Here is a 13,402-nt window from a genome sequence, read left to right on the forward strand (position 1 = left end):
CTATCGTGCGGCGAAACGCACCACATGGGCAGAAAACCTTGGATATTGCCATTCACCTCGGCGCGCATTGCACCGACGAGGATCTGATCCTGCGCACCCTTGCCGACAACGCGCCCCTGATGGCGCGCAATGGCGTGGCCCTGCCTGCGCCAAACAAGGCCCGCCCGGCCCTGCGCAAGGCGTTGCAAGCGGGCGGCAATCTGGTGCCGGGCATGGGCAATCCGCTGGTGGGCGAATTGCTCGACGGACATGACGGCTCACGGATGGTCCTGAGCTACGAGGGCTTTCTGGGCACCTATGCCACGGTCCTGTCGGGGCCATCGATGTATCCCGCGGCGGGCCAGCGCTGCACCATGTTGCGCGATCTGTTTCCCGGGCATGCGGTGTCGTTCTTCCTTGCGCTGCGCAACCCCGCCACCCTGATCCCCGCCCTGTTCGAGGCCTCTTCGGTGACCGACTTCGGCGCCTTCGTGAATGGTCACGACCTGTCGGCGATCACATGGTCCGAACCCATTGCCGCCATCCGGGCCGCCTGCCCCGAAGTGCCGCTGACGGTCTGGTGCAACGAAGACCTGCCGATGATCTGGACCGATGTGCTCGAAGCGATTTCCGGGGTCGAGGGGCCGAAGATCGGCGATCTCGCCATTCTGGAACAGATCATGACGGACCCGGGCATCGCACGGCTCAAGACCTATCTGGCCGATAATCCACCGGCCAATTCCGCGACGCGGCGCAAGGTCATCACGGCCTTCTTGGGAAAATACGCCGACGACTCCAAGGTCGCCCCCGAGATCGCGCAACCTGGCTGGACCGACGAGATGATCGCGGGTCTGTCGAACCTCTATGAGCAGGATGTGGCGCGGGTGAAGGCCATGGGCGACATCACCTTCATCGCCCCCTGAGGTTTTGGGACGGGGCCTTGCGGCCCCACCCCCTCAGCTCATTCCGAGCGCTTCCTTGTACATTTCCAGCACGGCCTCTTCCTCGGCCACGTCGTCGGGCTCGCGCTTGCGCAGCGCGATGACCTTGCGCATCACCTTGGTGTCATAGCCCCGGCCCTTGGCCTCGGCGAAGACCTCCTTGACCTGTTCGGCCAGGTCCTTCTTCTCCTGCTCCAGCCGCTCGACCCGTTCGATGAACTGACGCAGCTCGTCGGCGGTAACGCGGTAGGTATCCGAGGGACCATCGTCCACCACATGTAGGTCGGCCATTTTCGCTGCTCCTCTTGTATCGATCAGATGCCTTCGGTAGCGCCGGGGCAGACATGATGCAACGGAAGGACGGCCCGAAATGGAAGCTTTGATCTGGATCGGCGCAGGGCTTGTCGTGATGGGCATCCTCGGGCTGCTCTATTGCATCGTCGTCGCCGCCCGCGCCAAGCGCGAAGGCCTCGAGGGTGACGCCATGGCCGCCCGCCTGAAACGCCTCGTCGCCCTCAACCTCGCCGCCCTCGCAATCTCGGCCCTGGGCCTGATGACCGTGGTGACGGGCATACTCCTCGGCTGACCGCTCCGGCCATCGCTCCAACGCGGCGGGGGCTGGCTCCCGGCGGCAAATCCACCCCTTGGGGTCAGACCGCACCTCAATCAGGAACGATGACACCCGCGTGCTTCAGTTTGTGTTCCGGCTCCACGTGGATCGTCACCTTGGCATCGTCCAGAAGCTCTTTCAGGGCCGCCTCGATCCGGTCGCAGATCTCATGGGCCTGAAACACCGTCGTGTCGCCCGGGACCACCAGGTGAAAATCGATGAAGGTCGCCACCCCGGCATGGCGCGTCCGCAGGTCGTGCGCCTCCATCGCGCCGCCGGCCTCCGCCGCGATGGTCTTGCGGATGTCGGTCAACGTCTGCTCTGACACGGCCTCGTCCATCAGGCCGCCGACGGAGTCCTTGACGATCTTCCAGCCGGACCAGAGGATATTGACCGCCACAACGGCTGCCATGAGCGGATCAAGAACCCACCATCCCGTCACGACTGCAAGGACGATTCCCACGGCGACCCCGACAGAGGTCAGCACATCGGACACAAGATGCTTTCCGTCCGCGACCAGCGCCGGAGATTTCCGTCTGCGCCCTCCGGTGATCAGCACCCAGGCCCAGACACCGTTCAGGACGGTCGCCACCATGTTCACAGCCAGACCCTCGACCGGCGCATCGAGCGGCACCGGGTCCAGAAATCCTTGGAACGCCTCTCGAAAGATCAGAAGCGCCGCGACGATGATCATCACGCCTTCGATGACCGCGCTGAAGAACTCTGCCTTGTGATGCCCGAACGGATGATCCGCATCGGCGGGTTTCGCGGCAATCCGGATGGCGATCAGCGCCGCAAACGCCGTCGCCACGTTGACCGTGCTTTCGAGGGCATCCGACAAAAGCGCGACCGATCCCGTGATCCAATAGGCCGCAGCCTTGAGACCCAGGACCGCGAAACCGACCAGAATGCTGCCGATTGCGAGTTTGAGAGTGGTCATGGGGCTGCCCTTCCGGTCGCTCGCAAACCACGTAGACGCGCAGGACTGGGAGCGCAAGAAACCGGCTTCGGTTCAGAAAATCACGGCCCGTTACGGTAGAAATGACTCGGACGGGCCCGCAATCCAAGGTCTTCGCGAGGTCGCTGCGGCGGCCGGTCCGGGGTCAGCCACGCTGGCCTGTCATCCCGGAAGGTGCCGGGCAAGCACGCGCGACAGCCGGTCGATCCCCTCGGCAATGTCCGGGGCAGAGGCCAGCGAATAGCTCAGCCGCATGCAATTCGCCGTCCCACGGTCGGGAAAGAACGCGGCACCCGGCACATAGGCCACGCCCGCCGCAATCGCCTCGGGCAGGGTCCTGGCCGCGTCCATCCCCTCGGGCAGGGTCAGCCACAGGAACATGCCCCCCTCGGGCCGGGTCCAACCGACACCGGCCGGCATCGCCGTCTCGAGTGCGGCCAGCATCGCGTCGCGCTTGGCGCGGTAGCTGTCGCGGACCCGTTCGATCTGTGGCCCGAGGCCGCCGCGCGCGATGTCCAGCACGGCCATCTGGTTCAACCGGGCACAGTTCAGGTCGCCCGCCTGTTTCATCAGGACCAGACGGTCGATGACCGACCGCGCGGCACAGACCCAACCGACCCGCAATCCGGGCGTCAGCACCTTGGAGAAAGACCCGAGCCGGATCACCCGCGAGGCATCGAGCGACCCGACCCGCCCCACATCTAGCGCCTGAAGCGCGGGCAAGGCCGTGCCTTCGAACCGCAGGGCGCCGTAGGGGTTGTCTTCGATCACCGGGAAATCAAGCGCGCGGGCCATTGCAAGCAATCCCTCGCGGTCGGCAAGGGTCATCGTCTCGCCCGTCGGATTGGCGAACTCGGGCACGACATAGGCCATGGCGACCCCGCCCGACCCCGCCGCATCGCGCAGGCCTTCGGCATCGCGGTTCTGCCCGGACCGCAGCGGCAGATACCGGGGCCGGTTCGGCGCAAAGGCCTGCAACGCGCCCAGATACGTCGGCCATCCGGCCATGATATGCGCCCCCTCGTCCACCAGAAGCCGACCCAGATAATCGAGGCCCTGCTGCGCGCCATTTGTGATCAGGATGTTGTCGGGCCGACAGTCATACCCCTCGGCCCGGACCCCTTCGGCGATGAACGCGCGCAAGTCGGGGTCGCCCTCGCTCGTGGAATATTGCAACGCCATCGCCGCGCGGGCCGGATCCGACAGGATATCGGCATAGACCGCCTCGATCCGGACCCGCGGGAAAAGTGCCGGGTCGGGAATGCCGCCCCCGAAGCTGATGACGCCGGGCTGGTCCGCGATCTTGAGCAATTCGCGGATTTCGGAGGCTTGAACACCGGCCATTCGGGCGGCGATGCGGGGGGCGTAGGGGGCGATCTGTTCCATGATTTACGTCAGCATGACTGACATAGTTAGGTCAACAAGCCTGATATTATATTTCAAACACGGGGTGAATTCGTGAATGTTCTTGCGCCCCGCTCGATCCGCGACCAATCACGGATCGTACGAAGCCTGACTATCGGAGCCCCGAATGCGCCCTGACGACACCGCTTTTCGTCGGTCTGCCCTGACCCTTCTGGCCGACCTCGCCCGGGGCGACACGACCGTCATCGCGCCCGATGCAACGGCGGATGCGGCGGCCCCTTTCGGTCAGCTGGATGCACGGGGTATCGCGATCCTTTTTGCCGATCTGCAGCGCGCCCTGCCCGATCTGGAGCGCCGCGACGACATCCTGCTGGCCGGTCGCAACCATGACGACGCGCGCTGGCAAAGGCCCCGCGCGCCCGTGATGGTCGCCACCACCGGCAGCTATGTCGGCACCTTCCGCGCGCCCTTCGCCGGTATTCCGCCGACCGGGGGCGTCGTCACCCTGACCTATGGCGAGGCGCATCACATAGTGGACGGCAAGCTGCGCCAGTCGTTCCTGCTGTGGGATATCGCCGGACTGATGATGCAAGCGGGGTGCTGGCCGATGGCGGCACCCCTTGGCCGCCCCGGTCTCTGGCCCGGACCCAAGGGTGGCGCGGGCCTGCGGCTGGAACCGGGCGACGACAGCGCCAGCCTTGCGCGCGTTCTGGCCATGCACGACGCGCTGCACGCCTTCGACGGCCACAGCATCGAATCGATGCCGATGGACGCCTGGGCCGAGGATTTCATGTATTACGCCGCGGGCAACATCGGGGCCTGTCGCGGACTGTCCGGGTTCCGGGCGCACCACCAGATCCCGTTTCTGCGCGCCTTTCCCGACCGCAAGGGCGCGGGCCATTTCGTCCGACTGTCCGACGGGCCCTTTGCCGTGACCGGGGGCGATGTGGCGCTGACGCATACGGGGGCCGATTACATGGGTATTCCCGCGACGGGCCGTGCGCTGCGGATGCGGGTGATGGATTTCTACCGCTTCGACGACGAGGGCAAAATCGCCGAAAACTGGCTGCCCAATGACACCATCGGCCTGATGGCACAGATGGGCGTCGACGTGATGGCCCGGATGCACCACCTGACCGGGGATGCGCCGCTAACCCTCTGATCGCAAACGATGACCCAGCTCGATCAGCTCGGGCACGAGGCGGCCATAAGCTGCCCCCTGTTCGGGGTTGGCAGCATTCCCCGCCGCCGCCCGCGCGCCGACACCGGCCAGGATCGCCGCCAGACGGTAGGCGGCCAGCACCACGAAGGGCCGCCAGGCCGGGATCTCGGTCAGGCCCAGGGCAGCGCGATAGGCGGCGAGATATGCCGCGTCATCGGGCAGGCCCAAAGCCGCACGATCCACACCCGCCAGACCCCGCAGCGCGCCGCCATGGGCCAGCTGCCACTGCATCACCTGATAGGCGATGTCCGCCGTGGGATGGCCAAGGGTCGAAAGTTCCCAATCGAGAAGGCCGATGATGCGCGGCTCGGTCGGATGGAAGATCATGTTGTCCAATCGAAAATCCCCGTGGACCAGCGCGGGGGCCAAGTCCGCCACCTGCTCTGCGGCAAGCCAGTCGCCAAGCGCGACCATCCCGGGGTCGGGGTCGGGCACGCTGGCCGCGTATTGCCGGGACCAGAGGGCGACCTGTCGCGCAAAGAACCCTTCGGCGCGGCCAAAGTCGGCCAGACCGACCGCGCCCGGGTCGATCCGCGCCAGATCGGCCAGAAGGCGGCCCATGGCGGCATAGATCGCGGCGCGCTCGGGGGCGGTGCAGTCAGGCAAGGCCGGGTCCCAGAAGATGCGCCCGTCGAGATGCTCCATCACATAGAAATCGCGTCCGAGCGGATTGTCCTCCTCCACCAGCAGGATCATCCGGGGGACCGGCACGGCGGTGTCCGACAGGGCCTGCATCACGCGGAATTCGCGATCGATCATATGCGCCTTGGGCAGCAGGCGACCGGGCGGCTTGGCCCGAAGAACAAGGGGTCCGGCAGGGCTTTCGATGGCCCAGGTCGGGTTGGATTGCCCCGTCCCGAAGCGGCGCGCGCCGGTCAGCCGGGGCTGGCCGGGAAGGCGCACGGAAAGCCAGGTCAGAAGTTCGGGGGTCACATCATCCATGGCAAGCAGGGTTGCGCGTCGCGCGGCCTGTGACAAGATCAACCTCAGCCGGAGGAGGCGATATGGATCTTGGACTGACAGAGCACGGGCGCGGGTTGCGGGACGCGGTGGCCGAGATGGTCAGGACGCGGATCGCGCCGCTGGATGCGGAATTCCACACCGAGACGGGCAGGACCGGAAACCGGTGGGAGCATACGCCGCGCCAGACGGAGATCCTGAAGACACTGAAGGACGGGGCGCGGGCGGCGGGGCTGTGGAACCTTTGGCAGACGCATCTGGCCGGGGGAGGGTCGGGCATCACCACCGTCGACTATGCCTGGATCGCCGAGGAGATGGGCAAAAGCTGGCTCGCCCCCGAGGTGTTCAACTGCAATGCGCCGGACACGGGCAACATGGAAGTCTTTCTGCGCTACGGAACGGACGCCATGAAAACCCAATGGCTGGAGCCGCTTATGGCCGGGGAGCTCCGGTCGGCATACCTGATGACGGAACCGGATGTGGCGTCTTCGGATGCGTCCAACATCGCGATGCGGTGTGTGCGGGACGGGGACGAGTGGGTTCTGAACGGCGAGAAATGGTGGTCCACGGGGGCGGGCGATCCGCGCTGTGCCGTCCACATTGTCATGTGCCTGACCGACCCAGACGCGCCCCGGCACCAGCGGCATTCCATGGTCGTCGTGCCGCGCGCCACGCCGGGGATCGAGGTGCTGCGCGGGATGCAGGTGTTCGGCGACGACGAGGCCCCGCACGGGCATATGCACATCCGCTACACCGATGTGCGGGTGCCGTCCGAGGCGATGCTTCTGGGCCCCGGGCGCGGGTTCGAGATCGCCCAGGGGCGACTTGGGCCGGGGCGTATCCACCACTGCATGCGCGCCGTCGGCATGGCCGAGAAGTGTCTGACATTGCTGGCGGAACGCGGGGTTGCGCGGCAGGCCTTCGGCGGTGACCTGCTTTCGCTTGGCGGCAACATGGACAAGCTGGCCGAGGCGCGGATTGCGCTGGATGCGGCGCGGCTGATGTGCCTGCGGGCGGCCTGGGAGATGGACCGGGCGGAAGCAGAGACGGGAACGATGACACGGGCCGCGCCCTTCATCAGCCAGGCCAAGGTGATGGTGCCGCGCGTGGCCTTGCAGGTCTGCGACGAGGCCATCCAGATGCACGGCGGTGCGGGCGTGTCGCAGGACACCGATCTTGCGCGCACCTGGGCGCATCTGCGCACGTTGCGCCTGGTCGACGGACCGGACTCGGTGCATCTGCGGACCGTTGCGCGGGCAGAGCTTCGGGCGCGCGCACTGCACTGATTTCAGGGCGGTTTTTGGGGGGCACCCCCGGTACACCCGGCGTACACCCCCTGTACATACAGCTGTACACCCCCTGCGCCCGCCGAGGACATTTCGCGCAACGGCGCGATGTTCGGGGCGACGCGCGCGCGGGACGGGCGGCGGGGGCCAGCCCCCGCACCCCCGGAGTATTTGGAAAGCAGAGAAAGGACGCCCACGTTCGGGTGGCACCGGGGGTCGCCGGTCGACGCGGCATCAACACTTGCCCGGACCGCGCGGTGATGGGCCCTGCTGTCTTGTCATGGAAACGGGGCGCATCCAGGATGCGTCGGCGTCCGGTACGAGTACGTTCGACGCGCTCATGACGCGGATCTGGTAGGAGGCTTCGGATGCCCCCCCTGCCCCTCGCGACATCGGCGTGGGGGCCAGACGCCTGGCGCAGGTCGGCCTTCGAGGCGTGTTTTGTCCGGCGATGGGCTGACATCACGAACGCCGGACTCCGTGCCGGTTCCAAGCCGGATGGAACCTGCCGCAGTTTCCATGGCAAAGACGGGAACCTCGCGTCAGTGTGACGGGTTTGGCGTGTGTACAAGCACGGAGGATAAGACGATGGCCAGCTATGATGTGGGCGACAAGGTGAAGTGGGATTGGGGTGACGGCACAGCCGAGGGCAAGGTCGAGAAGACCTATACCCGCAGCGTGACCCGTAAGCTTCAGGGGTCGGAGGTGACGCGGAACGGGTCGGAGGATGACCCGGCACTTTATATCGAGCAGGAGGACGGCGACGGGGTGCTGAAGCTCGCGTCGGAGGTGCAGAAGGCCTGAGCGCCACATTGACGCCACGGCCTTGCGTCATACCCCGTGCCGTTCGCAGGATGGATGGCACGACAGGAGGGCCCGATGGCGGCGCGGCAATTCGACGGGGAACGGCTCGATCTGTCGACCCTCGGGCATGTGACGGAGCTGAGCGTCAACACGATCCGCAAGGCCGACCTGAAGCGGCTTCGCGGGCTGGACGCTTTGCCGCTGGAAGCGCTGGCGCTTCGGTGGTTGTCGGCGTCTGACCTGACGGTGGTGCCGATGCCGCCCGGATTGCGGGCGTTGCGGCTGTGGCATTCGTCGAAGGTGAAGACGCTGGACGGGATCGAACAGGCGCCGGGCCTGATGGCGTTGGACCTGCGGGAGTTGGGGCAGCCGTTGGACCTGTTGGCGGTGGCCGGTCTGAGGGATTTGCGACGTCTGAGCGTGCAGGGCGGATACGGCGCGGGGCAGCGGATCGTGAGCCTGGCGCCGCTGAGCGGGTTGCCGATCGAGGATCTGACCCTGATGGCGGTGGACGGTGCGGATCTGGACCTCGGGCCGGTCACGCGGATGCGGGCGCTGCGCAAGCTGACCCTGACCGGCACGAAGCTGGACCCGGCGGGGATGGCGGCGATCAAGGCGGCGCATGCGTGGTTTGAACTCGACGCCTGAGGGCATTCGGGTCAGCGGGCCCTTAGGGTCTGGCGAATGTATTTCGCGGCGGAGCGGAAGTGGCTGGGGCCCGCCGCTTCGGCCCATCTGCCCGGGGTCCAGGCATTGTTCGCCCCTTTCATCGGGCCGCCGTAGAGATCGGGGTCGGAGTGGCTTTCGATGAAGGTCAGAAGGGTTTGGACGCGGTCGCGGAAGGTCGCGACGGCCTCGGGCCAGTCAAGATTGGCCTGACGTTTCCGCAGCTCCGCATTGTAGCGTTTCAGGTCGTTCCATCTGTACCCCTCGGCCGGGAAATGCACCGTCTTTCCGGCGAGGCCGTCGGCATACCATCCCAGAAACAGGTCGATCCAATGGGCCCTGTGGGCGATCACGTCCTTGATGGAGGTGTCCTCATCGCGCTTGGCCAGTGCCGTGGTCGCGTCGATCCCGTCGATCAGCCTGTCGAGCTTGGCATATTCCTTGCGGATCACGTCAAGCAGTTCGGTTTTGGTCGTGGCGGCCATGCATCCTCCGTCGGCTTTTGCAACGACGATAGGGGAAGCGGGCAGGTGCCGCCTTGCGTTCGGTCAATTCAAGGGGCGGATGTCCCCGGCGCGATGCCGGGGACGGAAGGTCAGCCGTAATGCGTGACCGGCGTGCCGGCCAGCGCGCTGATGTTCAGAAGGCCGCGCGCGGTGATGGAGGGCGTCACGATATGGGCCTTGTTGCCCATGCCCATCAGGATCGGACCGACTTCGAGACCGCCTGCCCGCGCCTTCAGGATGTTGCGCGTGGCCCCCGCCGCATCGGTCGAGGCGAAGACGAGGACGTTGGCCGCCCCCTCCATCCGCGAGTGCGGCAGGAAACGGGCGCGAAGGGTCGGGTCGAGGGCAGCGTCGACGTTCATCTCGCCCTCGTACTGGAAGTCGAGGGTCATGGCATCGAGGCGGGCCATGACGGATCGCATCGTGCGACCGGAGGCGGAATCGAGGTTGCCGAATTGCGACGCGGAACACAGCGCGATGCGCGGCTCCACCCCGAAGCGGCGCACGTGGCGGGCGGCGGCGATCACGGTTTCGGTAAGCTGATCGGGGTTCGGCTGTGCGTGGACATGGGTGTCGGCGATGAAGAGCGGCCCGTCTTCGAGGATCATCAGGCTGAGCGCGCCGACCGGGTGCAGACCGTCCTGGCCCAGAACCTCGGTCACGTAGCGCAGGTGCCAGAGGAACTGACCGAAGGTGCCGCAGATCAGGCTGTCGGCATCGCCGCGCTGCACCATGACGGCGCCGATGGCGGTCGTGTTGGTGCGCATGACGGCGCGGGCCAGATCGGGGGCGACGCCGCGCCGCGCCATGAGGCTGTGATAGGTTTCGTAGTAGTCGCGGTAGCGGGGGTCGGATTCGGGGTTCACGATCTCCACGTTGCGGCCCGGTTCGATGGTCAGGCCCGCGCGGGCGGCGCGGGTGGCGATGACGTCGGGGCGACCGATGAGGATGGGGATGTCGGTCGTCTCCTCCATGATGGCCTGGGCGGCGCGCAGCACCCTCTCATCCTCGCCCTCGGCAAAGACGATGCGGCGTTCGACTTGGGCCGCGGCGGAAAAGACCGGGCGCATGATCATGGAGGATTTGAACACGCTGGCGTCGAGCTGCGCCTTGTAGGCCTTCATGTCCGTGATGGGGCGCGTGGCCACGCCCGACTCCATCGCGGCACGGGCCACGGCGCTGGCCACCACACCCATCAGGCGCGGGTCGAAGGGTTTGGGGATCAGGTAGTCGGTGCCGAAGGTCAGCTGTTCGCCCTGATAGGCGGCGGCGGCCTCGGCGGAGGTGGTGGCGCGGGCGAGGGCCGCGATGCCTTCGACGCAGCCGACCTTCATCGCCTCGTTGATCTCGGTCGCGCCGACGTCGAGCGCGCCGCGGAAGATGAAGGGAAAGCACAGGACGTTGTTGACCTGGTTGGGATGGTCGCTGCGGCCCGTGGCGATGATGGCGTCGGGGGCCGTGGACTTGGCGAGGTCGTAAGCGATTTCGGGGTTGGGGTTGGCCAGCGCAAAGATGATGGGCTTGGCAGCCATTCTTGCCACCATCTCGGGCTTGAGGACGCCGGGGCCGGAGAGGCCGAGGAACAGGTCGGCCCCGTCGATCACGTCGGCCAGGGTGCGCGGGCCGCCGGGTTGGGCGTAGTCGGCCTTTTGCGGGGTCATGTCCTCGGTGCGGCCTTCGTGGACGAGGCCGTGCAGGTCGCAGAGATAGACGTTCTCGCGCTTGACCCCGAGGGTGAGCAGCATGTTGAGGCAGGCGATGCCCGCCGCGCCGCCGCCGGTGGAGACGACCTTGATGTCCTCCCACTTGCGGCCGGTGAGCCGGAGCGCATTGAGGGCGGCGGCCCCGACCACGATGGCGGTGCCGTGCTGATCGTCGTGGAAGACGGGGATGTTCATCCGCTCGCGGCAGAGTTTTTCGACCACAAAGCAGTCGGGGGCCTTGATATCCTCGAGGTTGATGGCTCCGAAGGTCGGCTCCAGCGCGCAGACGATATCGGCCAGGCGCTCGGGGTCAGCCTCGTTCAGTTCGATGTCGAAGCAGTCGATGCCTGCGAATTTCTTGAAGAGGACGGCCTTGCCCTCCATCACCGGCTTGGAGGCCAGCGCGCCGATGTTGCCGAGGCCCAGAACGGCGGTGCCATTGGTGACCACCGCCACCAGGTTGCCGCGCGCGGTGTAGTCGCGGGCGGCGTCGGCGTTGTCGCGGATGGCGATGGAGGCCTCGGCCACGCCCGGCGAATAGGCCAACGCCAGGTCGCGCCCGTTGGCGAGGGGCTTGGTCGCCCGGATCTCCAGCTTGCCGGGGCGCGGATGGCGGTGGTAGTCGAGCGCGGCCTTGCGCAGGACGGCCTGAGGATCATCGGACGGGGGGGTGCTCATGTCGGTCTCCGGCGGGCATTTCCGCGATTGTTTAACATTAAACGAATTTCGACCGCCAGAGCGTGTTTGATCTTTGCCTGCGACCGTGCTGAGCTTTGATGACATGGGGCACAGCATGACACCAAGCGCCGAAACCATCCTGCCCGCGCCCGATTTCGGGGCGGAGCTGGCCTTCTGGACGAAACGGGGCTTTCGGCTGGACGCGATCTGGCCCGCCGACGATCCGGAGGTCGCGCGGCTGAGCGGGATGGGCCTGCGGCTGCGGCTGGAGCGGGCGGCCGAGGGGCCGGTGACGCTGCGCCTTGAGGGCGACGGGACGAAGGAGGTCAGCCCGGCGGGCAATGCGGTGATCTTCGGGCCCGGCGTGCCGTCGGGGGCGATGCCGAAGGTGCAGCAGGGGTTCGGGTTACGGCGTTTGGCCGAGGGCGCGCCCTGGATCATCGGACGGGCGGGGATGCAGTACCGCGATCTTGTGCCCGATCGTCTGGGCGGCGCGATCATCGCCAGCCATATCCGCATTCCCGACGGCGGGCCGGTGCCGGACATGGTGCATTTCCACACCATCGGGTTCCAGTTGATCCATTGCTACAAGGGGTGGGTCGATCTGGTCTACGAGGATCAGGGGCCGCCGTTTCGCCTGATCGCCGGGTCCTGCGTGATCCAGCCGCCCGAGATCCGGCACCGGGTTCTGTTCGCGTCCGACAATATCGAGGTGATCGAGATCGGGGTGCCTGCCGTCCATGTCACTACCATCGATCACGAGATGGAATTGCCGAACGACACCGTGAACCCCGAGCGCCGGTTTCAGGGCCAGACCTTCGTCCACCACCGGCCCGAGGAGGCCACCTGGGGCCCGGCGGCGCAGGCGGGCTTTACCTGTCGGGACACGACGATTGCCGCCCATACCGGCGATGTGGCGGGGGTTCGCGTTCTGCGCCCGGACAGTAGGCCCACGGCCGCGTTCCGGCACGATGCGGAGATCCATTTCACCTTTGTGCTGTCGGGCGAGATGACCCTGACCGTCGGGGGCGCGACGCATGCGGTCGCGACGGCGGACGCCTTCGTCACGCCACCGGGCGAGGACGTGATCTATGAGGCGTGTTCGGACGATCTGGAGCTGCTGGAGGTCACCCTGCCCGGCTCCCCGACGCTGTCCGCGCCCTAGGAGGCCTCGGCAGCCAGTTCGGCGGTGCGCAACTCGGGCGGGATCAATTCATGCAGCGGCGTGGTCAGGCGACGGCTTTCGGCGATGCAGAGCATGATCTGCGTGCGCGTCAGGGCCATGCCCTCGATCCGGCGGAAATCCTTGGGGTGGGTCACATAATAGCCGACCGCGGCGATCACGTCCTGATCGGACAGGGTCAGCGCGTCTTGCAGATACCAGGCCGTGACCTCGGATTCGGCGACATCCAGAAGCGCCGCATGATCGGCCGCCCAACCGTCGGGGCAGATCGAAGCGTCGAAACCTGCCTGGCTGACCGCTTCGCGCAGCGCGTCTTCGGTGGTGATCACCGGAGCCAGCGTTGCCTGAGCCACCATCACGCCAAGGGCGAGGGACATTCCACTAAGACCAAGGATCATACACACCGTCTCCAGTCTGCTCGCTCCGGACATATCCGCAGCGAACCGGACCAGCGCACGACGCCAGAGAGACGTCCGGCGCGACGGTGTTGAAGGCTGCAGTATGGCGGAACTCCGGTAACATAGTGACGGGTTTAAAGCGG

The 13,402-nt window shown here is 66.5% G+C and carries 14 protein-coding genes; 7 read left to right on the forward strand and 7 right to left on the reverse strand.

The window, feature by feature from the left end:
- The first annotated feature begins 38 nt into the window (after window positions 1-38).
- Window positions 39-902 carry a hypothetical protein gene (locus BM002_RS05590; protein ID WP_092778071.1) on the forward strand — a complete coding sequence of 288 codons (864 nt, stop codon included), beginning with the start codon at window positions 39-41 and terminating at the stop codon, window positions 900-902.
- A 33-nt stretch (window positions 903-935) separates the two neighbouring features.
- On the opposite strand, the gene BM002_RS05595 is transcribed toward BM002_RS05590, so the two are convergent.
- The gene (locus BM002_RS05595; RefSeq protein ID WP_092778073.1) at window positions 936-1,211 is read right to left on the reverse strand and encodes a DUF2312 domain-containing protein; all 276 of its coding nucleotides are present in this window, start codon (window positions 1,209-1,211) and stop codon (window positions 936-938) included.
- A gap of 79 nt (window positions 1,212-1,290) precedes the next feature.
- Here BM002_RS05595 and BM002_RS05600 point away from each other — a divergent pair, with 79 nt between their 5' ends.
- On the forward strand, window positions 1,291-1,506 hold the full coding sequence (locus BM002_RS05600; RefSeq protein ID WP_092778075.1) for a hypothetical protein: 216 nt from the start codon (window positions 1,291-1,293) through the stop codon (window positions 1,504-1,506).
- Window positions 1,507-1,582: 76 nt separating this feature from the next.
- Here the strand turns inward: BM002_RS05600 and BM002_RS05605 are convergent, their stop codons facing one another.
- Complete coding sequence (locus BM002_RS05605) at window positions 1,583-2,470, reverse strand: cation diffusion facilitator family transporter (RefSeq protein WP_092778077.1); 888 nt, start codon at window positions 2,468-2,470, stop codon at window positions 1,583-1,585.
- Between the two features lie 180 nt (window positions 2,471-2,650).
- On the reverse strand, window positions 2,651-3,874 hold the full coding sequence (locus BM002_RS05610) for an aminotransferase-like domain-containing protein (protein ID WP_092778079.1): 1,224 nt from the start codon (window positions 3,872-3,874) through the stop codon (window positions 2,651-2,653).
- 145 nt (window positions 3,875-4,019) lie between these two features.
- On the opposite strand from BM002_RS05610, the gene BM002_RS05615 reads away from it, so the two are divergent.
- Window positions 4,020-5,015 (forward strand): nuclear transport factor 2 family protein, encoded by a 996-nt coding sequence (locus BM002_RS05615; protein ID WP_092778081.1) that lies wholly within the window; start codon window positions 4,020-4,022, stop codon window positions 5,013-5,015.
- Here BM002_RS05615 and BM002_RS05620 read toward each other — a convergent pair.
- Window positions 5,004-6,017, reverse strand: a complete 1,014-nt coding sequence (locus tag BM002_RS05620) for a phosphotransferase family protein (protein WP_092778083.1) — start codon at window positions 6,015-6,017, stop codon at window positions 5,004-5,006. The two genes, BM002_RS05615 and BM002_RS05620, sit on opposite strands and share 12 nt — an antisense overlap.
- Before the next feature lie 62 nt (window positions 6,018-6,079).
- On the opposite strand from BM002_RS05620, the gene BM002_RS05625 reads away from it, so the two are divergent.
- The 3 genes from BM002_RS05625 to BM002_RS05635 all read left to right on the forward strand — a co-directional run bounded on the left by BM002_RS05625 (window position 6,080) and on the right by BM002_RS05635 (window position 8,773).
- The gene (locus BM002_RS05625) at window positions 6,080-7,321 is read left to right on the forward strand and encodes an acyl-CoA dehydrogenase family protein (RefSeq protein WP_092778085.1); all 1,242 of its coding nucleotides are present in this window, start codon (window positions 6,080-6,082) and stop codon (window positions 7,319-7,321) included.
- 588 nt (window positions 7,322-7,909) lie between these two features.
- A complete protein-coding gene (locus BM002_RS05630; protein WP_092778087.1) occupies window positions 7,910-8,125 on the forward strand; it encodes a hypervirulence associated TUDOR domain-containing protein in 216 nt (71 codons plus the stop codon).
- A gap of 54 nt (window positions 8,126-8,179) precedes the next feature.
- Entirely contained in the window at window positions 8,180-8,773 is a 594-nt protein-coding gene (locus BM002_RS05635; protein WP_139212283.1) for a hypothetical protein, read from the forward strand.
- A gap of 11 nt (window positions 8,774-8,784) precedes the next feature.
- Here the strand turns inward: BM002_RS05635 and BM002_RS05640 are convergent, their stop codons facing one another.
- Both BM002_RS05640 and BM002_RS05645 read right to left on the reverse strand, forming a co-directional pair.
- On the reverse strand, window positions 8,785-9,276 hold the full coding sequence (locus tag BM002_RS05640) for a ClbS/DfsB family four-helix bundle protein (RefSeq protein WP_092778091.1): 492 nt from the start codon (window positions 9,274-9,276) through the stop codon (window positions 8,785-8,787).
- Window positions 9,277-9,386: 110 nt separating this feature from the next.
- Window positions 9,387-11,678, reverse strand: coding sequence for an NADP-dependent malic enzyme (locus BM002_RS05645; RefSeq protein WP_092778093.1), 2,292 nt, complete (start codon window positions 11,676-11,678; stop codon window positions 9,387-9,389).
- Between the two features lie 115 nt (window positions 11,679-11,793).
- On the opposite strand from BM002_RS05645, the gene BM002_RS05650 reads away from it, so the two are divergent.
- Window positions 11,794-12,843, forward strand: a complete 1,050-nt coding sequence (locus tag BM002_RS05650; protein ID WP_092778818.1) for a cupin domain-containing protein — start codon at window positions 11,794-11,796, stop codon at window positions 12,841-12,843.
- Here the strand turns inward: BM002_RS05650 and BM002_RS05655 are convergent.
- Window positions 12,840-13,238, reverse strand: a complete 399-nt coding sequence (locus tag BM002_RS05655) for a hypothetical protein (RefSeq protein ID WP_092778095.1) — start codon at window positions 13,236-13,238, stop codon at window positions 12,840-12,842. The genes BM002_RS05650 and BM002_RS05655 overlap by 4 nt on opposite strands.
- Between the last annotated feature and the right edge of the window lie 164 nt (window positions 13,239-13,402).

Source organism: Jannaschia pohangensis (assembly GCF_900113875.1).
GTDB classification, from domain to species: Bacteria; Pseudomonadota; Alphaproteobacteria; order Rhodobacterales; family Rhodobacteraceae; genus Jannaschia; species Jannaschia pohangensis.